This is a genomic window from Azospirillum sp. A29, from assembly GCF_042604625.1.
GTDB classification, from domain to species: Bacteria; Pseudomonadota; Alphaproteobacteria; order Azospirillales; family Azospirillaceae; genus Azospirillum; species Azospirillum palustre.
Window position 1 is genome coordinate 185,036 of record NZ_CP170466.1, and the last position, 22,645, is coordinate 207,680.

17 protein-coding genes and 1 riboswitch are annotated in these 22,645 nt (G+C 67.3%); of the genes, 6 read left to right on the forward strand and 11 right to left on the reverse strand.

Going from position 1 to position 22,645, the window contains the following annotated elements; genetic code table 11:
- Nucleotides 1-96: 96 nt before the first annotated feature.
- Complete coding sequence (gene typA, locus ABNQ38_RS15725) at nt 97-1,923, reverse strand: translational GTPase TypA (protein ID WP_377809219.1); 1,827 nt, start codon at nt 1,921-1,923, stop codon at nt 97-99.
- A gap of 193 nt (nt 1,924-2,116) precedes the next feature.
- On the opposite strand from typA, the gene ABNQ38_RS15730 reads away from it, so the two are divergent.
- Together ABNQ38_RS15730 and ABNQ38_RS15735 are read left to right on the forward strand one after the other, a co-directional pair.
- A complete protein-coding gene (locus ABNQ38_RS15730; protein WP_377809220.1) occupies nt 2,117-4,168 on the forward strand; it encodes an autotransporter assembly complex family protein in 2,052 nt (683 codons plus the stop codon).
- 59 nt (nt 4,169-4,227) lie between these two features.
- Nucleotides 4,228-8,580 (forward strand): translocation/assembly module TamB domain-containing protein, encoded by a 4,353-nt coding sequence (locus tag ABNQ38_RS15735; protein ID WP_377809221.1) that lies wholly within the window; start codon nt 4,228-4,230, stop codon nt 8,578-8,580.
- A gap of 12 nt (nt 8,581-8,592) precedes the next feature.
- Here ABNQ38_RS15735 and ABNQ38_RS15740 read toward each other — a convergent pair whose 3' ends face one another.
- The 4 genes from ABNQ38_RS15740 to ABNQ38_RS15755 all read right to left on the reverse strand — a co-directional run bounded on the left by ABNQ38_RS15740 (nt 8,593) and on the right by ABNQ38_RS15755 (nt 11,714).
- Entirely contained in the window at nt 8,593-9,474 is an 882-nt protein-coding gene (locus ABNQ38_RS15740) for a class I SAM-dependent methyltransferase (RefSeq protein WP_377809222.1), read from the reverse strand.
- Nucleotides 9,471-9,782 carry a hypothetical protein gene (locus ABNQ38_RS15745; protein WP_377809223.1) on the reverse strand — a complete coding sequence of 104 codons (312 nt, stop codon included), beginning with the start codon at nt 9,780-9,782 and terminating at the stop codon, nt 9,471-9,473. The genes ABNQ38_RS15740 and ABNQ38_RS15745 overlap by 4 nt, the downstream gene beginning before the upstream one ends.
- A gap of 129 nt (nt 9,783-9,911) precedes the next feature.
- Entirely contained in the window at nt 9,912-10,247 is a 336-nt protein-coding gene (locus ABNQ38_RS15750) for a hypothetical protein (RefSeq protein ID WP_109048289.1), read from the reverse strand.
- Between the two features lie 201 nt (nt 10,248-10,448).
- On the reverse strand, nt 10,449-11,714 hold the full coding sequence (locus tag ABNQ38_RS15755; RefSeq protein ID WP_377809224.1) for a lytic transglycosylase domain-containing protein: 1,266 nt from the start codon (nt 11,712-11,714) through the stop codon (nt 10,449-10,451).
- Nucleotides 11,715-12,041: 327 nt separating this feature from the next.
- On the opposite strand from ABNQ38_RS15755, the gene ABNQ38_RS15760 reads away from it, so the two are divergent.
- Nucleotides 12,042-12,857, forward strand: coding sequence for a sigma-70 family RNA polymerase sigma factor (locus ABNQ38_RS15760; RefSeq protein WP_377809225.1), 816 nt, complete (start codon nt 12,042-12,044; stop codon nt 12,855-12,857).
- A 319-nt stretch (nt 12,858-13,176) separates the two neighbouring features.
- Here the strand turns inward: ABNQ38_RS15760 and ABNQ38_RS15765 are convergent, their stop codons facing one another.
- Nucleotides 13,177-13,341: a DUF1328 domain-containing protein gene (locus ABNQ38_RS15765; protein WP_042689062.1), complete on the reverse strand. Its 165-nt coding sequence runs from the start codon at nt 13,339-13,341 to the stop codon at nt 13,177-13,179.
- A 344-nt stretch (nt 13,342-13,685) separates the two neighbouring features.
- On the opposite strand from ABNQ38_RS15765, the gene ABNQ38_RS15770 reads away from it, so the two are divergent.
- Nucleotides 13,686-14,117: a hypothetical protein gene (locus tag ABNQ38_RS15770; RefSeq protein ID WP_377809226.1), complete on the forward strand. Its 432-nt coding sequence runs from the start codon at nt 13,686-13,688 to the stop codon at nt 14,115-14,117.
- Between the two features lies 1 nt (nt 14,118).
- Here the strand turns inward: ABNQ38_RS15770 and ABNQ38_RS15775 are convergent, their stop codons facing one another.
- Nucleotides 14,119-16,191, reverse strand: a complete 2,073-nt coding sequence (locus tag ABNQ38_RS15775) for a YjbH domain-containing protein (RefSeq protein ID WP_377809227.1) — start codon at nt 16,189-16,191, stop codon at nt 14,119-14,121.
- A gap of 87 nt (nt 16,192-16,278) precedes the next feature.
- The gene (locus ABNQ38_RS15780) at nt 16,279-16,698 is read right to left on the reverse strand and encodes an OsmC family protein (RefSeq protein WP_174471960.1); all 420 of its coding nucleotides are present in this window, start codon (nt 16,696-16,698) and stop codon (nt 16,279-16,281) included.
- A gap of 153 nt (nt 16,699-16,851) precedes the next feature.
- Between ABNQ38_RS15780 and ABNQ38_RS15785 the strand changes: the two genes are divergently transcribed.
- Nucleotides 16,852-17,847 (forward strand): cation diffusion facilitator family transporter, encoded by a 996-nt coding sequence (locus ABNQ38_RS15785; protein WP_377809228.1) that lies wholly within the window; start codon nt 16,852-16,854, stop codon nt 17,845-17,847.
- Nucleotides 17,848-17,851: 4 nt separating this feature from the next.
- Here ABNQ38_RS15785 and ABNQ38_RS15790 read toward each other — a convergent pair whose 3' ends face one another.
- Together ABNQ38_RS15790 and metZ are read right to left on the reverse strand one after the other, a co-directional pair.
- Nucleotides 17,852-18,367 (reverse strand): phasin family protein, encoded by a 516-nt coding sequence (locus ABNQ38_RS15790; protein WP_098739672.1) that lies wholly within the window; start codon nt 18,365-18,367, stop codon nt 17,852-17,854.
- 84 nt (nt 18,368-18,451) lie between these two features.
- Entirely contained in the window at nt 18,452-19,660 is a 1,209-nt protein-coding gene (gene metZ, locus ABNQ38_RS15795; protein WP_377809229.1) for an O-succinylhomoserine sulfhydrylase, read from the reverse strand.
- Between the two features lie 80 nt (nt 19,661-19,740).
- A riboswitch (SAM riboswitch) is annotated at nt 19,741-19,820 on the reverse strand.
- 173 nt (nt 19,821-19,993) lie between these two features.
- On the opposite strand from metZ, the gene ABNQ38_RS15800 reads away from it, so the two are divergent.
- Nucleotides 19,994-20,851 carry a GyrI-like domain-containing protein gene (locus tag ABNQ38_RS15800; RefSeq protein WP_377809230.1) on the forward strand — a complete coding sequence of 286 codons (858 nt, stop codon included), beginning with the start codon at nt 19,994-19,996 and terminating at the stop codon, nt 20,849-20,851.
- Between the two features lie 62 nt (nt 20,852-20,913).
- Here ABNQ38_RS15800 and murJ read toward each other — a convergent pair whose 3' ends face one another.
- On the reverse strand, nt 20,914-22,488 hold the full coding sequence (gene murJ / locus ABNQ38_RS15805; RefSeq protein WP_377809231.1) for a murein biosynthesis integral membrane protein MurJ: 1,575 nt from the start codon (nt 22,486-22,488) through the stop codon (nt 20,914-20,916).
- Between the last annotated feature and the right edge of the window lie 157 nt (nt 22,489-22,645).

The window sequence follows — 22,645 nt, forward strand, 5'->3', positions numbered from 1 at the left end:
GGAAACATCCTAGCAGTGTGCAAAAAAGAAGGCGGCGCCTGCTCCCTGTCAGGGGGGCAAGCGCCGCCGGTACTCTAACCTATATGCGAACCGTTATCAGCTGGCTTCGGCGGCACGCGAGTGGCGCTTGCGCTCGTTCGGATCGAGGTAGCGCTTGCGCAGGCGGATCGACTTCGGCGTCACTTCCACCAGCTCGTCGTCGGAGATGTAGGACAGCGCCTTTTCCAGGGTCATCTGGATCGGCGGGGTCAGGCGGACAGCCTCGTCCTTGCTGGTGGTGCGGATGTTGGTCAGCTGCTTGCCCTTGATGACATTGACCTCAAGGTCGTTGCCGCGGGTGTGCTCGCCGATGATCATGCCCTGATAGACCGGCACGCCCGGATCGATCAGCATCGGGCCGCGATCCTCCAGGTTCCACAGGGCGTAAGCCACCGCGGTACCGTCGCTGTTGGAGATCAGGACGCCGGTGCGCCGTGCCGCGATGGCGCCCTTGAACGGGGCGTAGCCGTGGAACAGGCGGTTCATGATGCCGGTGCCGCGGGTGTCGGTCAGGAACTCGCCCTGGTAGCCGATCAGGCCGCGCGACGGCGCATGGAAGACGATGCGGGTCTTGTTGCCGCCCGAGGGACGCATCTCGATCAGGTCGGCCTTGCGCTCCGACATCTTCTGAACGACGGTGCCCGAGAACTCCTCGTCGACGTCGACGACGACTTCCTCGATGGGCTCCAGGCGCTGGCCGTTCAGCGGATCGGTCTTGAACAGCACGCGCGGACGGCTGATTGCCAGCTCGTAGCCTTCGCGGCGCATGGTCTCGATCAGGATGCCCAGCTGCAGTTCGCCGCGGCCGGCCACCTCAAAGGCGTCGCCGCCCTCGGTGTCGGAGATGCGCAGCGCCACGTTGCCTTCGGCTTCGCGGAACAGGCGGTCGCGGATCATGCGGCTGGTGACCTTGTCACCCTCGCGGCCGGCCAGCGGGCTGTCGTTGACCGAGAAGGTCATCGCCAGGGTCGGCGGGTCGATCGGCTGGGCGTGGATCGCCTCGGCCACTTCGGGCGCGCAGATGGTGTCGGCCACGGTGGTGTTGGTCAGGCCGGCCAGAGCGACGATGTCGCCGGCATGCGCCTCGTCCACCGGAACGCGCTCCAGGCCGCGGAAGGCCAGCACCTTGCTGATGCGGGCATTCTCGACCAGCTTGCCGTCGCGGCTCATCGACTTGACGGCCATGTTGACCTTGACCGAACCGGTCAGGATGCGGCCGGTCAGGATGCGGCCCAGATAGGGGTTCGCTTCCAGCGTGGTCGCCAGCATGCTGAAGGGCTGGTCTTCTTCGACCTTCGGGGCCGGAACATGGTCGCGGATCAGCTCGAACAGCGGGGTCAGCGTCTCGCGGGCGCCGTTCTCCAGGTCCGTGGTCGCCCAGCCGTTGCGGCCCGAGGCGAACAGGGTCGGGAAGTCCAGCTGCTCGTTCGAGGCGTCGAGCGAGGCGAACAGGTCGAACACCTCGTCATGCACCTCATGCGGACGGCCGTCGGGACGGTCCACCTTGTTGATGACGACGATGGGGCGCAGGCCGAGCTTCAGGGCCTTGCCCAGCACGAACTTGGTCTGCGGCAGCGGGCCTTCGGCCGCGTCGCAGAGCAGGACGACGCCGTCGACCATGGAGAGGATGCGCTCCACCTCGCCGCCGAAATCGGCGTGGCCCGGGGTGTCGACGATGTTGATGCGCAGGTCGTTCCACAGAACGGACGTGCACTTGGCCAGGATGGTGATGCCGCGCTCGCGCTCCAGGTCGTTGGAGTCCATGGCGCGTTCGGCGACCTGCTGGTTCTCGCGGAACGAGCCGGCCTGCTTGAGGAGCTGGTCGACCAGCGTGGTCTTGCCGTGGTCGACGTGGGCGATGATAGCGACGTTACGGAGATTCATGGAGCCTTCGGTCTCGCAAGGGCACCCCCGACACGCAGCAGCGTCATGCCACAAACAACAAAAAGGCCCGCCGAAAGAAATCGGTGGGCGCTGTCGGGGAAACTGTTGCGGCGCAATATATGGATTCCGGGCAAAAACGCAAGCGCCGTGCCCTTTGGTCTAGGGCGAATTTCCGGGATGGAGCCATGCGTCAATGGGCCCTACATTGGGGACGATGATCCGCTTCGCTTCCGCTTCCCGCCGCCGCGCCGCCGTTGCAACGAGGATTGCAGCCGCTCCGCTCAAGGCTCCGATCGCCGTACCGATGGTCGCCGCCCTGCTGATGCTGGGGCCGGCCGACGCCGGCTATGCCCAGGATTCGCCGCCCGACAGTATCCCCGGTGCCGTGCCCGCGGCGCAGTCGGAGGGTGCTCCGCCGGACGCCGCGCCACCGGACGAGGAGGTCAGGCCGGCCGGTATCACCTATGAGGTGGAGATCACAGGCGTCGAGGACGAGGGGCTGCGCGGCACGCTGCGCGACGCCTCGACCCTGGTGGAGCTGAAGGACGACCATCCGCCCTCGCTCATTGGGCTGGAACGGCGGGCCGACAGCGACCGCGACCGCTTGCAGACGGCGCTGCGCTCCGCCGGCTATTACGACGCGAAGCTGGACATCCGCATCGATGATCCGGCGGCGGCCGGCACCCTGCCTGCGGGCGGGCAGGCTCCCCCGGTCAAGGTGACGGTCGCGGTGACGCCGGGGCCGCTCTATCACGTCAAGACGGTGACGGTGCGCGGTGTTTCGAATTCCGCTGGCAACTCTATCCTGCCAAAGGAGGTCGCGACCGACGATCTCGGCCTCGTCGCCGGTGCCCCCGCAATCGCGCAGAAGGTGCTGGACGCCGAGTCGGAACTGGTCGGTCGGCTGAGCAAGCGCGGCTATGCCTTCGCCAAGGTGCCCGACCGCGAGGTCGTGGTCGACCATTCCGACCGGACGATGGATGTCACCTACACCGTCGATCCCGGCCCGCTCACCCGCTATGGCGCCACCCGCATCGAAGGGCTGGAGAAGGTCGACGAGGATCTGGTGCGCGGACGTCTCGCCTGGAAGGAGGGGCAGGTCTACGACCCGGGCGCCACCGACCGGGCGCGCCAGGACATCGCCGCCCTTCAGGTCTTCGATACCGTCCGCGTCAGGATGGCAGACGAGCCGGGGCCGGACGGCGTGACGCCGGTCATCGTTTCGGTCGGCGAGCGCAAGCGCCGCTTCATCGGCGGCGGCGTCACCTATTCGACCGAAGACGGGGTGGGCGCCAACGCCTATTGGGGCCACCGCAACCTGTTCGGCGGAGCGGAGCAGCTTCGCGTCGGCGTCGATGTCGGACGCGTCGCCGGATCGTCCGGCGGTACGTCGAGCAAAGGCAACGACCTGCCGGACCTGCGCTTCAGCGTCAATTTCCGCAAGCCCGACTTCCTGGCGGTGAAGCAGTCGCTGCTGGTCAATTTCGCCGTGGTGAACGACCAGCCGCCGGCCTACAGCCGCGTCGCGTCCGAACTGACGGTGAAGCTGGAGCGGCCTTTGACCGACCAGCTGACCGTCAGCTATGGCGTGGCCGGCGAGCGAGGCCGGGTGCGGACGGAGGACACCACCTATCAGACCTCCTTCATCGGCGTGCCGCTGGGGGCGGCCTGGAACGGCACCGACAATCTGCTGAACCCGACCTCCGGCCAGCGGGCATCGTTGCAGGTGACGCCGTGGTTCCCGGTGGGCGGCGACACCAAGTCGCCCTTCACCTCGATATTGCTGAACGGCTCCACCTATTACGATCTCGGCAAGGACGGGCGCTATGTCGCCGCGGGCCGGATCGGCTTGGGCAGCATCCTCGGCACGTCGCTGAGCGACATTCCGCCAGATCACCGCTTCTATGCCGGCGGCGGCGGGTCTGTGCGCGGCTACGGCTTTCAGAAGGCGGGGCCGCGCGACCGCTACGACGATCCGGTCGGCGGCCGGTCGCTGTTCGAGATCGGGGCGGAGTTGCGCATCAAGGTGACGGAGAGCATCGGCGTGGTGCCCTTCGTCGATGCCGGCACCGTCTATGACAAGGCCTATCCCGACTTCAGCGAGCCGTTGCGCGTCGGCGCCGGGCTGGGGCTGCGCTATTACACCGACTTCGGCCCGCTGCGCGTCGATGTCGGCGTTCCGCTCAATCCCGTCAGCGGCGATTCGCGCTGGCAGCTGTATCTCAGCCTGGGCCAGGCGTTCTGATGGCGCATTTTCGTCCCAATCCTTTGGGACGATGACCGTTTATTGCGGTTGAGACAAAGATGGTGCTGGTGAAGGGGCATGGTGTGACGGCGGTTCGCTTATTTCTGGTCGGTCTGACGATCCTTGCCGGCCTGTTGGCCGGTCCGCAGCCCGCTCGGGCCTTCTCGCTGTTCGCCGGCGATACCGCCCGCGACTGGCTGGTCGCGAAGGTCGAGGGTGCCGTCGAGTCGCCGGACATGCACCTGAAGCTGGGCGCCATCGAAGGCAGCATCCCCACCGACTTCACCATCGCGACCGTCACGCTGGCCGACAGCCAGGGTGTCTGGCTGACCATCGACCGGCTGCATGTGGTGATGTCGCCATCCGCCCTGTTCCTGCGCAGCGCCAGGATCGACGCGCTGGAGGCGGCGTCCGTCGTGGTGACCCGCGCACCGGTCAGCACCCAGCCGGCTGCACCCTCCGACCCCAACGCCCCGCTGCTGCCCAGCCTGCCGGTCGACATCGATCTGAAGAAGCTGGTGGTGGAGCGGCTGGAACTGGCACCGGCGCTGCTCGGTGAACCGGCGGTGCTGCGCATTGCCGGCGCCCTGGCGCTGGAGCACAGCGGCGGGGCGCTGAACGCCAACCTGTCGGTGGCGCGCATCGACGACAAGCCGGGCAAGGCCGATCTGGTCGCCATCTTCGATCCCGGCAAGAACACGCTGAATCTGTCGGTCGATGCATCCGAACCCGCGGGCGGCGTCATGGCCCGCGCGCTGTCGATTTCCGGCCTGCCGCCGGTCGAACTGGCGCTGAAGGGCGACGGCACGCTGGACGACTGGACCGGCAAGCTGACCGCCATGGCCGGCGAGGCGGCATCACCCACTGGCACGCTGAATGCCGACGCCACCATCAAGAAGGGGCCGGAGGGGCATGCGTTGACGCTGGCGGCCGGCGGCAACTTCGCGCCGCTGATCGCCGGGCTGGCCGGCGAAACGGTGGTGCCGCTGATCGGCCCCAACCCGACGCTGAACGCGACTGTCCTGCGGGCGCCATCTGGGGCCATCAACCTGCGTCCGCTGGCGCTGACCGTCGCCGCCGCGAACGCGACGGTGAACGGCGATGTCGCCGCCGATTACAAGAGCCTGACCCTGCGCTGGACCTTGCAGGCCGGGCCGGACTCCACGCTGCATCCGCTGGTGCCGCTGTCCTGGCGCGAGGGCGTGGTGGAAGGGTCTGCCGAAGGGGCGCTGAGTGCGCTGAACGTCGCGGTGAACGCCACCTTGCGCGACCTCGCTGCCGACGATCCGGCGCTGTCCCACCTGACCGGACCGGAGACGATTCTCGCCGCCAAGGCGCAGATCGAAACCGGTAGCGGCCGGATCGGCCTGGAGACACTGGCGCTGACCGCCGCCGCGGCACGGGCCGAGGCAAAGGGCACCGTCGGCGGCTGGGGCCAGACGGTCGACCTGACGCTGAACGCGAACGCCGACGACCTCGCCCCACTGTCGGGCCTCGCCGGCCGGCCGCTGGCCGGTGCCGTGGCACTGGCGGGGCCGGTGAAGCGCGGGGCCGATGGCACGCTGACCGCCGATCTGACCGGCAGCCTCGACCGGCTGTCCACCGGCACGCCTGCCGATGCGGTGCTGGGCGACAAGGCGACGCTGAAGCTGGCCGCCAGGATGGAGCCGGACGGCGCCATGCGGTTGGCCGACCTGACGGTCGATGGCCGCAACGGCAAGCTGACCGGCAACGCGGCGCTGGCCGACAACAAGGTCGATGCCCGCACCACCCTGACCGTGACGAAGCTGGAGCCGCTGGGCGGCGCGCTCGGCACACCGATGGAGGGGGCGGCGACGCTGGAGGCGATTGCCCGCGGCCCGCTCGACGCCATTGAGGCGCAGGCGACGCTGAATGCCCGCGACCTCGTGGTGCAGGGCCGACGGCTGGGCGCCACGGAGGTCAAGGCGACCGCCGCCGGCCTGCCGGCGACGCCGAACGGCACGGTCTCGGCGCGGACCAACCTGGACAAGACGCCGCTGTCGGTGGACGGGCGCTATGCGCTGCGGGAACAGACGCTGCGGCTTGACGGGCTGACCGTCGCCAACGGGAACAACCGCATCACCGGACAGGCCCAGGTGGCGCTCGACACGCTGCTCGCCACCGGGCGGCTGGAGGGCAAGCTGCCCAACCTGAACGGCCTGTCGGCGTTGGCGGGGATGCCGCTGGGCGGTGGGGCGAGCTTCACCCTGGCGCTCGACGGCAAAGGCGGCAAGCAGGCGGCCAATCTGACGGCCGACGCCAGCGATCTGCGGGTCGATGGGGAGGGCGGACCGCTGCTCACCGCCCGCCGCCTGACGGCCAAGGCCGACGTGGCCGATGCGCTCGGCATTCCCAGCGGCAAGGCGCGGGTGGAGATGACCGACGGCAACGCCGCCGGCACCGAGCTGCGCAGCGTCACGGCCTCGGTCGATGGGTCGCCGGCGAAGGCCGGTTTTCAGGCCAATGCCGCCGGAGCGGGCGCCCAGCCGGTTGCGCTGGACCTTGCCGGCAATTTGACGCGGGAAGGGCAGGTGACGCGCATCCGCCTCGACCGCCTGCAGGCGCGCTATGCCGGAGAGGATCTGCGGACCACCGCCCCGGCAACCATCCTGCTTGCCGACCACCGGTATGAGGTGAAAGAACTGCGGCTGTCGTCGGGCAATGCCCGGCTGGCCGCCGACCTCGGCCTGAACGGCGACCGGCTGAGCGGCGAGCTGACCATCGACCGCCTGCCGCTGGCGCTGGCGAAGCTGGCCAGCCCGACGCTGGCATTGGACGGGGTGGCCAACGCGCGGGCCTCGCTGGGCGGCACGTTGCGCAACCCGCGCGCCGACGCCACGCTGCGGGTCAGCGGGTTGAAGGCGCAGCAGACCACGCAGGCCGGGCTTCCGGGCATCGACACGACGCTGGACGCCCAATGGCGCGACCGGCGGTTGTCGCTGAACGGCCGGATCGCCATGCCGAAGAATGCCGGCACGCTGACCGCCAACGCCGCGCTTCCGCTGGTAATGAACCCCGACAGCTATGCCGTCAGCGTGCCGCCCAACGGGGCGCTGGAGGCGGCGGTGAACGGTACGGTGGATCTGTCGCTGGCGAACGACCTGCTTGCCGCCTCCGGCGACCGGGCGCGCGGATCGCTGCGGCTCGACGTGCGGGCTGGCGGGACGGTGGGCAAGCCGGCGCTCGGCGGGTCGGTGGTGCTGGCGAACGGGCGCTACGAGAACCGGACGTCGGGTGCGGTGATCACCAACATCGAGGCGCGGCTGGTCGGCGACGGTGACGTCTTCACCATTCAGAGCTTCCGTGGCCGGACGCGCAACGGCGGCGCGATCAGCGCCAGCGGCGTCATCCGTCCGGGTGCCCCTGCCGACCGGCAGCTGGACATCGCGCTCCAGGCCGACAATGCACGGCTGGTGGAGATCGATCTGGTGACGGCGGAGATCGGGGCGAACCTGACCCTGACCGGTGGTTTCGCCGACGCCCGGCTGGCCGGGCCGGTGGACATCCGCCGCGCCGAGATCCAGGTGCCCGACCGCATGCCGGCAAACGTCGTCGATCTCAAGGTGACGGAGGTCGGCAAGGGCCGTCGCGCCCGCGGGACGACCCAGGTGTCCACCGCCGGCGGCACCCGCCGCGTGCCCCAGCCGGCCGAGACCCCGCCGGCCGCGACACCCTTCGTCCTGGCGCTGGACATGACGGTGAACGCGCCGAACCAGATCTTCGTGCGCGGCCGTGGGCTGGATGCGGAGCTTGCCGGCAATTTGCGCGTCAAGGGAACTGCTGCCGCGCCGGAGGTGACCGGCCGCTTCAACATCCTGAAAGGCAGCCTGAACCTGCTGGCCAAGAATTTCGAGTTCAAGCGCGGCATCTTCGACTTCGACGGTACCCAGCCCATCGACCCGCGGCTCGACCTGCTGGCGGAGGCGACCGCCAACGGCATCACCGCCGACGTGGTGGTCAGCGGCACCGCCCGCCAGCCGAAGATCGAGCTGACCTCACCCCAGGGACTGCCGCAGGACGAGGTGCTGGCCGGCGTGCTGTTCGGCAAGTCGGTGGGCGACCTGAGCGCGGCGGAGGCAGTGCAGCTTGCCCAGTCCGCGGCGGCGCTGGCCGGTGTCGGCGGAGGCGGCGGCGGCATCCTGGACACGGTGCGCCGCGGCCTGGGTGTTGACCGGCTGGACTTCACCCAGGGCGAGAACGGCAAGGGCGGGGCGGTGCAGGCCGGCCGCTATGTCAGTGACCGCGTCTATGTCGGCGTCGAGCAGGGAATCGGCGCCAACCAGAGCCGGGCGAAGGTCGAGGTCGACATCACCAAGAACCTCAAGGGCACGGCGTCCGTCGGCGCCAATTCCGAGACGAAGTTCGGTGTGGTTTACGAGAAGGATTACTGACGGGAGGGGGCGCTAACCCGCCACCCCGACCACGATCCGCGCATGCGACGGCACCGGCACGATGCCGTCCACCGCCCTGGCGTCGAACCGCCGGGCGATATCGGCCTCCAGCGCCTTTCGCTGTTCCGCAGTCAATCCGCCGAGCCGGTGGCCGAAGCTCATGTCGAGGGCGGCATGCCAGAAGGGCTGGCCGGCGGGCGCCTTGCGGACCGGGGTCAGGTCGGCTTCCGATGTCTCAGCAAAGCCGGCGGTGCGCATCAGGTCGGACAGCAGCCCCGGTGCTGCGAAGCGGAACAGCGGATCTAGGCTGCCATCCTCGCCGAGATGGTCGGCAACCGCGTCGCCGATCTCCGCGAACAGGCCGTTCCCGGCACGCGATCCCCACACCATGAAGGCGGCCTTGCCGCCGGGACGCAGGACACGCCGTACCTCGCGCAGGGCGGTTTCCACCGCCGGCACGAACATGATGCCGAAGCGGCAGGTCACCCCGTCGAAAGCGGCGTCGGCGAAGGGCAGGGCGGTCATGTCGGCGGCGGCGAAGGCGGGGGCCGGCCCCTCCACGCTCCTGGCGCGGCGGACGGCGCCGGCCATCATGCCGGGGACCAGATCGCTTCCGACCACCAGCCCGTCCGCACCGGCCCGGCGCGCGGCACTCAAGGCGGGCTCCCCCGCACCCGATGCAAGGTCGAGCAAGCGGTGACCCTCGACCAGCCCCGCCGCATCGAGCAGCGGGCGGTTCAGCTTGTCGGCCAAATCGGCCATCGGATCGGCCCAGCGATCCCAGGCATCGGCGCTGGCGGCCCAACGGTCGCGTTCACGTGCACCATCGGGCATGGCGCCATCGGGAGTGGCCGCATCCGCAGGTGCGGTGTCGGGACGGGTGGTTGCGGTCAATGGAGAAGCCTCGCCGTGCCGGCCACGCGCTGGACCGTGTCGGCATCGCTCAGCCGCTCGCCCAGGGCCGACAGCTCGTCGGACAGCTTGCGGTTGGCGTCCGTCAATTGTTGGATGTGGGTCTGCGCCGCCTGCTGCTGCTGGGACAGCGTCGCCACCGTCTCCGTCAGCTTGCGGATTTGCTGGGACTGGCGGGCCGCGGCCTCATTCTGGCTGCGTCGGATCGATCCGACGGCCACCAGCACGACGAGGCTGATGGTCACGCCGGCCACAATGGCGACGATGCTGATCCCGGTGAACCAGTCCATGGGCGCGAAGCTTCCGCCCATTTCACCCGATGGTCAAGCAGCCTGACAATCCATGAACGCAGCGGACCCGGCGCCGAGTTAGGCGACGGGTCCACGCTGTCGAAGAAACAACCGGGGAGGCTGCCGCGGTCAGCCGACAGTGCCGGTGACCGGGCGTTCCGCCTTCATGCGCAGTTCCTTCAGGTGATCGCCGAAGGCGCGCAGGACCGGCATGATCCGCTGGGTCTGGTCGGTGGTGACGTGGGCATCCGTCTTCAGCACGATGGTCGGCGCCTCGGCCATCAGGCGCTTGGCGCGCATCGGGCCAACCTTGTCGTCGAGGAACATGGCCATGCCCATCAGGATGCCCAGCGTGACGTCGTCCGGAGCCTTGGGCAGGGCCAGGACTTCATGAAGCTCGTTCAGCAGAGTGTAGGCGACGATGGAGGTGCGTTCGATGGTGTCGACGTCGGCGGCCATGGGCATCGGGCAGGTCCTCGGGAAACGTTCGGATGAAACGTTGCGGGTGAGACACTGGCGGGTTACGCGGGAAGGCGTCCCGAAAGGCGCCAACGCTTGCGAAATCCGTCGTTCCCCGAGGGTAATCGTCATTTTATAACCAAAGTGTTAACCAAGCGCCACCCGAGTCGCTCGAGTCGCATTTTTCCGAGTCGCAATCTTCCGTTCTCATCGTTTTCCACCGCTACGCGCCTTGGTCGAAAGCGACAGTTCGGCCACTTCCTCTCGCGCGCTGCTGACGAGGCCGGCCGACTGCACGATGTCGCGGTTGAACGGATGATAGGTCTGTGCGTAGATCCCGCGGATCTTGGTTACGTAATCCTGCGTCTCGCGGTAGGGCGGGATGCCCTTGTATTGCAACACGGCGCCTTCGCCGGCGTTGTAGCCGGCCAGCGCATAGGCGACGTTGCCATTGAAGTAGGCCAGCAGCCAGCGCAGGTACTTCATGCCGCCGCGCATATTCTGTTCCGCGTTGAAGGGGTCGGACACGCCGAAGCGCTCTGCCGTCTCCGGGATCAGCTGCATCAGCCCCTGGGCGTTCTTGTTCGAGACGACATCGACGCGATAGCCGGATTCCACCGCGATGACGGCCAGCACCAGATCGGGATCGAGACCGTAGGTCGGTGCCATCTTCTGGACCATCGCGCGGATTTCCGCCGGCGGCTTGCGGATGATGCCCCACCGCAGGTTGGGCGGCTCGCAGCGGTCCGGCGTCTTTACCGTTCCCCCGGCGCTACCGACCAGACGCTCCGCCTGCTCGTTGCCCAAAGCTGCCGCCTTGCGCAGCCAGGCACGGCCGAGGTCGGCGTCCTTGGACACGCCGCCCAGGCCGGCCATGTGCATGCGCCCGGCCATCAGCGCGGCGTCGGAGTAATCCTGGCGGGCGGCCCGGCAATAGAGGGATAAGGCCAGCCGAGGATCAGCCTTCACCCCGTCGGCACGTTCGTAATGCTGTGCCAGTTCATACTGGGCGCGGGCGCTGCCCTTGTTGGCCAACGCCTCCAGCGCGGCGACGGTTTTCTCCGCAATGCCGGCGCTGGCCGGTGCCGATGCCAGCAGGCAGGGCAGGAGTGCCGCCGCGGCAAACGCCGAGATGCGCGCACAACGGGTTCGCCGCTTGGCATTGCCCTGCGAGGTTGACGGGGCGCGAAACGCGGACGGTGTACCGCAAAGGTTCGTGTGGTCTTCCACCGGACCCCCCTGTATGATTTTCTTCGAGCTTTTGGAGACCATCAAAAGGTCGGAAGCAGAGTTTTCAGGGAGGACGCCGCTGCACCCAACTGGACGGGTACGAGGCATAGCGGCATAAGCCGAAACGGAAGGCTGGCCGCCGGAGAATACATCACCGTAAGAGGTTGATGTGGCGCCGCCAATAAAAAATACATAGGCCGATCGACTGGTGTCGGTCGGTCTTTTTCTTTTCGCGTTGGTCATGCGTCCTCCAATCGTGTTGGAGAAATAACGAACGACCATGTTTTAAGCCAATGCCCGAACGGTGATTGGCATGGGATAGCCGGGGTACTCTAGGGGTTAATTGTCTCCATTGTATGACCCATTAGCCTTTTTCCCAACTGGCAGCTCCTTTGTGCGCTCATTAAGTACGGATCGGGCCAGATAATCGGCTGTGAATTCGACGGCCCCGGACGACGGAGACCATCCATTGTCCGGGGCCGTCGCGCCGGAGGCCCCGGCAAAGCCATCCGCACCAAGGCGCGGAGAGCCGCCGTGGCGAACGGCATTGAAGGAGGCATCGTTTCACCGATGGCGAACCACGTCGCGACCACCTTGAGCCACCGACAGCGCATCCCGGTCGAGCCGGTGCCCTTCGGCGCCGAGGCCGTTGGCCGGACCCGTTCGGACCGCCTGCCGACGTATCTTGACCAAGACACCGCCGATGCCGGGATGGAGACCCATTTGACTGCCCATGCGGAGGCCAAGATGGCCGAAGCCAGCGCCGAAATCGACGAAGCCCCGGCCGATGTCGATACCGATGCCGATCTCGCTGACGCCGCCGACACGGTTGTCCAGGCCGCTGCGGAGGACGACTTCCGCCCCGATCCCAACGCACCGCCCGACCCGGCGGTTATCCGGCAGATCGAAGAGGAAATCCCACGCCTGCGCCGCTTCGCCCGTGCAATGGTGCGTGACGCGACCCTGGCCGACGATCTGGTGCAGGAATGCCTTGAACGCGCCCTGTCGCGCCTGCATCTGTGGCGTCCCGGTACCAACCTGCGGGCCTGGCTGTTCACCATCCTGCGCAACCTGCACATCAACGGTGTGCGCCGCCGTCAGCCGGTCGTCGATATCGACGCCGAGGCGCAGGCCGCCATCGGTGCCGCTCCCGGATCGCAGTTCGTGCGGATGGAACTGCGCGATCTCCGCCGGGCGCTGGCCCTGCTGCCGAACGAGCAGCGCGAGGTGGTTCTGCTGATCGGGCTGGAAGGGATTTCTTACAATGAGGCGGCCGACATCCTGGGCATTTCCATCGGTACGGTGAAGTCGCGCCTGTCGCGCGGCCGCCGCGCTCTCCGCCTGCTGATGGAAGGGGAGAGCCCGTCGGACGACGCAGACGCCTGATCGTAACGGGTGCGTGTTCGCCGAGAGTGCCGAGAAGTTTTGATTTCCGCGGGGCGTCCGGTGACCGGGCGCCCCGTTTCCATGTGCGTCCGTCGCTTTCGGCCGCGGATGGAAGACCGCAGAGAAAAAAGAACGGCGGCGCCCGTACGGACGCCGCCGAAGGCGGGGACGATAAAGACGCCGTCGGGGCATACCTGCGCCGACGGCATCTCTAGAGGAGAGAGAGTCTTGCAGCCTCAGGAGACACTGCGATCAACCGGCCGACCCGAAGGAGGTTCCGTCCCGCCGGAACCGTAGGCCGGCCGGTTTGGCAGCCTGCCTAGCGTCGCCGGACCAGACCCATGATCAGGCTGATGGCGAACAGGACCAGAAACAGGAAGAACAGGATCTGCGCGATGCCGGAACTGGCCGACGCAATTCCACCGAACCCGAGCGCGCCGGCGATCAGCGCGATGACGAAGAAAACGAGAGCCCAATAGAGCATCATACCCTCCCTCGCTCGGCCGAATAGTCACCAAGGACTGCCGGCGTCACGCATGAGACAAGTCGTGGCCGCATCCGCCGTCCCGTCGTCTCCATCTCCTGGCCTCTGCTTGGGCATGCAAGTCGGGGCGTGGTGACGGTAAGCACAGCCGGTGCGGCGGCATTCGAAGATCAGAACAACGCCGTGGGCATGATGTTCCCCGTTCCTGATCGATCTGAGTATCGGAGTGCCGCAGGGCTGGTGCGGGCTGGCATTTATGCAACAACGGGGCTGTTTGCGCGTTTCCGCTTCCTGAGAGGTCCGGCATCCGCCGGCCATGGGGGACGACAACGAGCGAGGACCCGATGAAGACCGGATTGATCCTGGCGGCAATGGCCGCCTCAGTCGCGATGGTTCCGGCGGCGATGGCGCAGCAGACCTATTCGCAAGGCTATTCCACCTATTCGAGCCAGAACTATTCCGGCAGCACCGGCAGCGATCTGTCCGGCCTGACCGGCTCCGCTGGAGGCCCCTCCTCCGATCTTGCCGGGCGCCGCGGCCGAGGGCAGAAGCCGATCGAGCTGCAACAGACGACGCTGCTCAACCAGCTCAGCGCCGCCGGCTATGTCTCGGTGCGCGACTTCCGCAAGGATGGGGACCGCTATGTCGCCAACGCCATGACCCCGCAGGGGCAGTGGACGACGGTGGTGCTCGACCCGCGCAACTCTTCGACAACGCCGGCCAGGGCGCCGGCCACCGCTCCCGTCGTCACGCCGGGCAGCAAGCCGATCCGTTGATTCAGTCGAGCAGCCGCGACCATGTGCCGGTGAGGCGGCCGACGCCTCCCGGCACACGGAGATCGTAGAGCGGCAGCGGCTGTTGCAAGCGCTGTCCGGCATCGCGGCCCAGCGTGCGCACCGCCGTCTCCACCGTGCCGCCGACCGGCAGCCAGCCCGATGCGGCGATAGGCACCACCAGAGCCAGCCCCCAGTCCATCCTCCCGCCGAACCGGCTTTGCGCCCCGTCCGGCCCTTCGGTCCAGGTGGCATGGGCGGTCAGGCCGATGCCGCCGTCGAAGCGACGCATCACCTCCACCGTGCCGCCCCAGTCGCCGCCGAGATAGCGGCCGAGCCGAAGCGCGGTCGTGGTGTCTGCCCCCGGCGATTCCCAATAGATACTGGCATGGCCGGTGCCGCGGGCGTCGGTGCGGTCGAAGCCGAACAGGCTGTCCGGCCGCCGCTTCCACACATGGTTGAGGTCGAGGCCGACCGCCCAACGGGCGGCGAGCGGCTGCACCAGCGCCTCGGCACCGATGCCGCCATACATCTCCTCCAGATGGCCGGCGGACAGCCGGGTGGTCAGCCCATCCGCCGGACGGGCGAGCCATGCCCCATAGGCATGGTCGAGCGACATCTGACGGTCGGCGTAGCGCGGCAGATCGCTGCGCACGGGCTGTGCCGCCGGCAGGGCATTGGTATCCAGCAGTTCCAGATCGCTTGGCGCGTTGATGCGCAGCCCGCCGCCTAGCACCATCCCGCGCATCGGCTCCGCCCGCAGCATCACGTCCGTGTGGGTGCGTTGGGCCAATGGGGTTCCTAGCTCCGCCAGATCGAAGGTGGCGACGAGCCGGGTCGAGAGATCGAGGGAAGGGCGCCAATCGGGCGGCGGTTTGGCCGCCGGGGCGAGTTGCGTGGTTTGCCAGATCTCCTCGGCGCTGCCGCGATGGTTTGCGGCCCGTTCCAGATCGCGGCGGAGCAGGGTCACGGCGGCCGCGTCGAGACCTGCGGCGCCGGTGACGATGCGGAGCCGCTCGACTCCGGGGGGAGCCAAGTCGGCGAGCAGGCGGGCGGCATCGCCGACCTCGCGCGCCACCGGCATCCGCCCGGTCCCGGCCGGGTCGAGCCACAGGGTCGCCAGTTCCCCCTCGATCCGGGCCGAGCGGACGGGCAGGCCCCGGCTGCGGGCCACCAGGGCGATGGCATCGGCGGACAAGGCCGATCCGGCCGAGGGACGCGGGCCGATGGTCGGGGGAGGGCGGTCGGGCTTGTCGGCATCCACCGCCGGATCGAAGCGGACCGACAGCCGCAGCATCAAGCGGCGTCCCTGCTCGTACGCTGCGCCCAGATCGGCCCAGGATGTGGGGCGCCAGGACAGGCCGAGGCTGAAGCGGCTGCCGGGATCGAAGCCCGGCTCATCCTGCCGCTGGGCGCGGAAGCGGTCACCGGAGGATTCCAGTTTCAGGCTCAGGCCGTCGACTGGCAAGTGCCACTCCGCACCACCGAACAGCGCCACCCGCTCGCCGCTGAACCATGCCTTGGGGCCGCGGGCGGTCGGCCAGGCGGAGGGATCGCGGTCGCGGCGGAACCGGCCACCCAGGAAGCGCAGCGGATTGCGCAGCTGGCCGGCTTCTCCCAGCGTTCCCCATCCCATGCCCAGCGTCAGGTCGACATCCCACCAGCGGCGAGACAGGGCGATGTATTCGCCGGCGAAGCGGCCCTTGCCCGGCAGATCCAGCCCCGAGCCGGTGACATCGCGTCCGCCGACCACGATTGCCGGCCCATACTCGTCCTCTCGCCGCAGGCGAAGCTTCAGGTCGAGACCGGGTTCGCTGAGCCCGTAATAGCCGGGATAGGCGCTGTTGCGCCCGGTGACCTCCAGCCAGGGCAGCGGCTGGGCCGAGATCGTGTAATGGCGGTGCAGATCACCGAGCGCGGTCAACCCGCCGCTCATCGACCCGTCGGGCGCCATCCGGGCGTTCGGCATCTGCAACAGCCCGATCCCGCCCCAGTCGGACAGGCTGACCCTTGCCTCCCCGGCGAAAGCAGAGGAGGCGAGCAGCGAGAGAAGGGAAACAATAACGAAGGGTCGCACGCGATGATCGCGAAGGTTCGGGGCAGGTGTCCGATCCTTCGCGAGTCATGCGTATGGATGCAACTAAAAAGTTACGGAGCCACCCTGTTACGGCGCCTCGACCAATTCGAAGTCGTGGGTGATGGTCGCGGTCTGGCCCAGCATGATGGAGGCCGAGCAGTATTTTTCCGCCGACAGGGCGATGGCGCGCTCGACCTTCGCCGGGTCCAGCTTGCGGCCGGTCACGGTGAAGTGGACGTGGATCTTGGTGAAGACCTTCGGATCGGTGTCCGCCCGCTCCGCCTCGATGGCGGCGACGCAATCGGTGATCTGCTGGCGGCCCTTTTCCAGGATCATCACCACGTCGAAGCAGGTGCAGCCGCCCATGCCGATCAGCAGCATTTCCATCGGCCGGATGCCGGCGTTGCGGCCACCGGCTTCCACGGCGCCATCCATCACCACGGCATGGCCGCTGCCGGATTCGCCGACGAACATCTTGCCGTCCACCCAGGTGACGCGCGCCTTCATGACCATTTCCTTCGTTCACTGTTGATCGTGAGTGACCGCGCGAAGCTAGGCGCCGCGACGGACCGGCGCAAGAGGCGCGCTGCGCCCTCAATATCACACTTGTCCAACAACACCGGTGCGCCCAGAGTCCGGTGCGCTGCGACGCACAATCCGATGGCGAGATCCACCACCATGCCGCACGGCCATTTCCACGGCGGTTCCACCCACCTCGACCAAGATCATGCCGGGCATGACCATTCCGATCACGGCCATTCCGGCCACAAACACCATCACGGGCCGGCGCGCTACGACCGCTCTTTCGCTCTGGGGGCGCTGCTGAACATCGGCTTCGTGGTGGTGGAGGCGGTCTATGGGATGATCGCCAACTCCACTGCCCTGATCGCCGACGCCGGCCACAATCTCAGCGACGTGATGGGACTGCTGCTGGCCTGGGGAGCGGTATGGCTCGGGCGGCGAATTCCGCAGGGACGCTATACTTACGGCTTCGGCAACGCCTCGATCCTGGCGTCGCTGCTGAATGCCATGATCCTGCTGATCGCCGTCGGCGCCATCCTGCTGGAGGCGGTCAACCGCCTTGCCGATCCGGAACCGGTCGGGGAAGCGACGGTGATGGTGGTGGCGACGGTCGGCATCGTCATCAATGGCTGGACCGCCTGGCTGTTCATGGGCGGGCAGAAGCACGACATCAACCTGCGCGGCGCCTATCTGCACATGGCGGCCGACGCGGCGGTGTCGCTGGGCGTGGTGATGGCTGCGCTGCTAATCCGCTTCACCGGCTGGCTGTGGCTGGATCCGGTGACCAGCATCCTCATCGCCCTGGTGATCGTCGCCGGCACCTGGGGATTGCTGCGTGATTCGGTGCGCTTGGCGATGGGCGCGGTGCCGGATGGCGTCGACCGGACCGGGGTGGAGCGCTATCTGGCTGGACTGCCCGGCGTCACCGCCGTGCATGACCTGCACATATGGCCGATCAGCACGACCGAAACCGCCCTGACCGCCCATCTCGTCCGTCCCGGCATGGATCAGGACGACGCGCTGCTGCTGGAAATCTCGACGGTGCTGAAGGAGCGCTTCGGCATCGGCCACGCCACCATCCAGGTGGAGCATGACGGCAGTTGCTGCCGCCTTGCTCCCGCGGACGTGGTTTGATCGGTCAGGCCTGTTCGCGGGCAAGGCGGCGGGCGTTGGCGCGCACCTTGCGGTAGGCGGGGTTCATGCCGGCGGCGGCGAGGGAGGCCGTCGCCTCGATCAGGCGCAGGTTGGCATGGATGCCGGCATCGACGACATCCGCCAGCAGGCGCTGCTGGACATCGATGATTTCCACCGGGTTCTTGCAGCTGGCGAGGCCGCCGATGGTGGTGGCGGCTGCCTGGGTCTGCTTGGCGATCATGCTGATCCAGGCCTGCCCGAACTCGCCGATGCCGGTGGCGACAGCGTGGAAGGCCTCCACCGCCGCTTCCACCTTCTCCGCACCCATGCGGATGAATTCCGGATTGGCGAAGTCGATGGGGTTCGACAGCGCCGCTGTCATCATCGCGGTGCGATAGCCGATGGTCTGCGCCGCAGCGACGCCCATTTCACCACCGCGAAGGCCGGTCTTGGTGATCTGGCCCGCCACCGCCATCAGCCTGTCGGTGGGGTGGCCGTTGCCGGCATTCTCTCGTGACATGGGCGTCGCCTCTCTGAAGAAATCGTTGCCGGAACCTGACTGCAGGGTCAACGCTGCACTGCAACATAAGTTCCGGCACGATCTTTACGCCTCGGCGAGCGCGCGGTCGAGATCTTCCATGATGTCCTGGGGATCCTCTAGACCAACGGACAGGCGCAGCAGGCCGGGTTCGATCCGGGCGGCGGCCTTCTCCTCGTCCGTCAGCTTGCAGTGGGTGGTGGTGGCGGGGTGGGTGACCAGGCTCTTCGAATCGCCCAGATTGTTGGAGATCATCACCATGCGGAGGCCGTTCAGCGTGTTGAACGCCTCGGTCTTGCCGCCCTTGAGGAAGACCGACAGCATGTTGCCGCCGCCGGTCATCTGCTTGCGCACCAGATCGTATTGCGGATGGCTGGGCAGCAGCGGGTACAGCACCTGGGCCACCTTCGGATGGCTTTCCAGGAACTCCGCGACCTGGAGCCCGGCCGCCGACTGGGCCTGCACGCGCAGTTCCAGCGTCTCCATCCCCTTCAGCAGCAGCCAGGAATTGAAGGGGGAGATGGTCGGTCCGGTGTTGCGCAGGAAGGGATGGATGACCTCCGAGGCGTATTTCTTGTCCTTGGCCAGGATGACGCCGCCCAGGCAGCGGCCCTGGCCGTCGATGTGCTTGGTCGCCGAATAGATGATGACGTCGGCGCCGAAGTCGAACGGGCGCTGGAGCACCGGCGTGGCGAAGGCATTGTCGACCACGACCACCGCACCCGCCTTGTGGGCGAGATCGCAGACGGCCTGGAGATCGACGACCTCGAGCCCGGGGTTGGACGGGGTTTCCAGGAAGACCGCCTTGGCCGGCTTGGACAGCGCCTCTTCCCACTCGGCCAGATTGGTGCCGTCGACGAACACCGTTTCGATGCCGTAGCGGCTACACAGTTCCTTCAGAATCCAATAGCAGGAGATGAAGAGCGCCCGTGGCGCCACCACCCGGTCGCCGGTGCGCAGGCCGCTCATCAGGGCGCCATGCACCGCGGCCATGCCGCTGGAGGTGGCATAGGCCCATTCCGCACCTTCATATTCGGCCAGCCGGTCCTCGAACATCGCCGAGGTCGGGTTGCGGAAGCGGGAATAGACATGGCGCGTGCCGTCGTTGGCGAAGGCGTTCTCCGCCTCTTCCGCCGAGCCGTAGACGAAGCCGGAGGTCTGGTACAGAGCCTCGCAGGTTTCGTCGAACTGCGAGCGGCGGATGCCGCCATGGACCAGCTTTGAGCGGGGGCGCAGCCCCGCGACGTTCGGATTGCGATGATCGGTGCGCGACATTCCGCGACTCTCCCCTGATGATCGCCGGTGGGGCAAGGCCGGCCGCAAACAAAAAACGCCCCGACCGATTGGGTCGAGGCGCGGACGCGGCTCGGACCTTTTTAGCGGGTTGTTTTACGTGGCCCGCAAGCCGGTCGACCAAATCACCACGTAGATCCGCTTGTACGACTGCCTATGACCGCCGTCAAGAGGGGTAGCGCCGCAATCTTTTCTCCGTAATCCACGCGTCCCGCCGATCCGAAACCGCAGCCGATATTCAGCAAGATGTGCCAGGACGGCCGCCGAACCGCCGGCTTATGGTCTCTCCCATCAACCGTGCAGGCCGGACAGACGATGAGCAGGCAGGAGTACGATGAGCGGTTTTCCAGACTGTTCGACTATATCGACCAGAATCTGGAAGGAGACCTGTCGCTCGACAGACTGAGCGATGTCGCCTGTCTTTCGAAGTTCCACTTTCACCGTCTCTTCTCGGCTCATTTTGACATCAGTGTCGGGAAATACATCCAGCTTGCGCGGTTGAAGCGGGCGTCGTTCCGGCTGGCCTTTTATCCGGCCGACAAGGTCATCGACATAGCGCTGGATGCCGGCTTCGAGACACCGGAGTCCTTCTCCCGCGCCTTCAGGAAGATGTTCGGCCAGACCCCGTCCGAGTTCAGGAAAACTCCGGAATGGCGGCAATGGCACGACCGCTATCGTCACATCAAAAGGAAAAGGATCAGGATCATGGATGTTTCAATCGTCGACTTCGCGCCTGTGCAGGTGGCGTCCTACTGTCATCGGGGACCGATCGAAGACGTGAATGACTCGGTTCGCATCTTCATCGACTGGCGCAAGACCAGCGGTCTGTCGCCGCGCGACCGGTGCCGGACCTTCGGCGTCGCGTTCGACAATCCGGAAACCACCGAGCCGGCCGACTTCCGGTTCGACATCTGCGGAGAGATCGATGGCGAGGTGCCGGAAAACCCGCAAGGGGTTGTGAAGAAACTCATCCCCGGCGGTCGTTGCGCCGTGGTCAGGCACCGGGGTTCGCATGAGCAGATCGGCGAGGTGGTGAGGTTTCTGTATGGCCGATGGCTGCCGGAAAGCGGCGAGGAGCTTCGCGATTTCCCGGTTTATTTCCATTATCTGAACTTCATCGGGGAAACGGCGGAACATGATCTTCTGACCGACGTCTATCTGCCCTTAAAGTAATCCAAGAAAATTCAAGCCGATCAACAGGCATCGGAAGTGGCGCCGCTTCCGATGGTCGTGATTCAGCCGATCTGCTCTTTGCCGGGTTGCGCCGACTTCGACAGCATTCCTTTGACGTCTCCCAATCTGGCCCCGCCCAGCAACGTCGCCAGCGCGCCGAAAGTCGCGACGCCACCAGCGACAAGCAAGGCCAGCGTCAGGAACCGCACTGCGGTGGAGTGCGCGTCCAGCCAGGGCGTCAGCACATGCCCGCCAGCCAGAAGTGCGGCTCCCATGCCGGACGCAGCCGCCGCGATCCGGGGAGCGCGGCGTTTCAGACGCTCATCCAGATCGAACAGGCCGCGCTTGCGCATCGCCGCCACCAGCAACGCGACATCCAGCCAGGCCGTCAGCCCGGTGGACAGCGCGATGCCGACATGGCCCAGCCAGGGCATCAGCAGCAGCGCCAGCAGAGCGGTCGCCACCGTCACGATGACGGCGACGCGCACCGGGGTCACCGTGTCGTGGCGGGCAAAGAAAGCGGCGTTCAGCGACTTCACGATCACATAGGCCGGGATGCCGATGGCGTAGGCGGCGAGCGCCATCGCGGTGGCGTGCGCCTCCTCCGGACCGAAGGCGCCGCGTTGGAACAGCACGGCGACGATGGGCGTCCCCGCCACGCCGAGCGCGACCGCGGCCGGCAGGCCGAGCAGCAGGCTGAACTCCAGCGCGCGGCTCAGGTAATGGCGGACCATTCGCTCGTCCCCGGCGGCGACATGGCGGGCCAGCACCGGCAGAAGGGCGGTGCCGATGGCGATGCCGATGACGCCCAGCGGCATCTGGTTCAGCCGGTCGGCATAATAGAGGAATGACACCGCGCCCGACGGCAGCAGCGATGCAAGCACGATGTTCAAAAACAGGTTGATCTGCATGACGCCGGCACCGATGGCGCCCGGTCCGATCAGCCGGAAAAGCCGCCGCATTCCCTCCGTCATCCGCGGCGGGCGCAGCGTCAGCACCACCCCGGTCTTGGCGCAGGCCCAGGCCATCCAGGCGACCTGAACAGCCCCCGACAGGGTCACCGCCGCCGCCATGGCGGTGCCGGGTTCCAGCCCCAGCCGCGGAGCGATCAGCAGCGCGGCGACCAGCGTCAGGTTGAAGGCGATGGGCGCCGCGGCGAACGGCCCGAAACGGTCGAGCGCGTTCAGCACCCCGCCCAGCAGCGCCACCAGCGAGATCAGCGCCAGATAGGGAAAGGTCAGCCGCGCCATATCCACCGCCAGGGCGAACTTGGCCGGTTCGTCGACGAAGCCGGGGGCGAGGCCGTGCATCAGCCAGGGCATGGCGACGATGGCCGCCAGCGTGAAGGGCAGAAGCATCGCCAGCAGCATCGCCAGCGCTTCCTCCGCGAAACGGATGGCGGCGCTGCGTCCGCGGGTCTGAAGTTCGGCGGCGAACAGCGGGACGAAGGCGACACCGAAGGCGCCCTCCGCGAACAGCCGGCGGAACAGGTTGGGCAACTTCAGCGCGACGAAGAAGGCGTCGGCCACCGGGCCGGCGCCCAGCACCGCCGCGGTCAAAATGTCGCGTGCGAAGCCGGCCAGCCGGCTCAGCAGGGTCAATCCGCCGACGGTGGCGATGGCGCGTGCGAAGCTCATTGCGGCGGTATAGCCGGCTGCGGCAGCGCGGCAAAGCCGGCTTTTCGGCGCGGTCGATGCCGCTGGCCGTCCTTCGCTCCTGCGGTCCCGTGCGCCGGAGGGTGTCTTGAAACGCTGTGGACGAAAGGAATGGGCGGGCGGTCTGCCTGGGTGGAGC

Bases quoted from the DNA above. Each gene is read 5' to 3' on its own strand.
- ABNQ38_RS15800 (WP_377809230.1), top strand. From the start codon at position 19,994: ATGAGCAGGCAGGAGTACGATGAGCGGTTTTCCAGACTGTTCGACTAT.
- ABNQ38_RS15765 (WP_042689062.1), bottom strand. From the start codon at position 13,341: ATGCTCTATTGGGCTCTCGTTTTCTTCGTCATCGCGCTGATCGCCGGC.
- ABNQ38_RS15780 (WP_174471960.1), bottom strand. From the start codon at position 16,698: ATGAAGGCGCGCGTCACCTGGGTGGACGGCAAGATGTTCGTCGGCGAA.
- ABNQ38_RS15770 (WP_377809226.1), top strand. From the start codon at position 13,686: ATGAAGACCGGATTGATCCTGGCGGCAATGGCCGCCTCAGTCGCGATG.
- ABNQ38_RS15735 (WP_377809221.1), top strand. From the start codon at position 4,228: ATGGTGCTGGTGAAGGGGCATGGTGTGACGGCGGTTCGCTTATTTCTG.
- ABNQ38_RS15730 (WP_377809220.1), top strand. From the start codon at position 2,117: ATGGGCCCTACATTGGGGACGATGATCCGCTTCGCTTCCGCTTCCCGC.
- metZ (WP_377809229.1), bottom strand. From the start codon at position 19,660: ATGTCGCGCACCGATCATCGCAATCCGAACGTCGCGGGGCTGCGCCCC.
- ABNQ38_RS15750 (WP_109048289.1), bottom strand. From the start codon at position 10,247: ATGCCCATGGCCGCCGACGTCGACACCATCGAACGCACCTCCATCGTC.
- ABNQ38_RS15790 (WP_098739672.1), bottom strand. From the start codon at position 18,367: ATGTCACGAGAGAATGCCGGCAACGGCCACCCCACCGACAGGCTGATG.
- ABNQ38_RS15755 (WP_377809224.1), bottom strand. From the start codon at position 11,714: ATGACCAACGCGAAAAGAAAAAGACCGACCGACACCAGTCGATCGGCC.
- ABNQ38_RS15745 (WP_377809223.1), bottom strand. From the start codon at position 9,782: ATGGACTGGTTCACCGGGATCAGCATCGTCGCCATTGTGGCCGGCGTG.
- ABNQ38_RS15785 (WP_377809228.1), top strand. From the start codon at position 16,852: ATGGCGAGATCCACCACCATGCCGCACGGCCATTTCCACGGCGGTTCC.
- typA (WP_377809219.1), bottom strand. From the start codon at position 1,923: ATGAATCTCCGTAACGTCGCTATCATCGCCCACGTCGACCACGGCAAG.
- ABNQ38_RS15760 (WP_377809225.1), top strand. From the start codon at position 12,042: ATGGCGAACCACGTCGCGACCACCTTGAGCCACCGACAGCGCATCCCG.
- murJ (WP_377809231.1), bottom strand. From the start codon at position 22,488: ATGAGCTTCGCACGCGCCATCGCCACCGTCGGCGGATTGACCCTGCTG.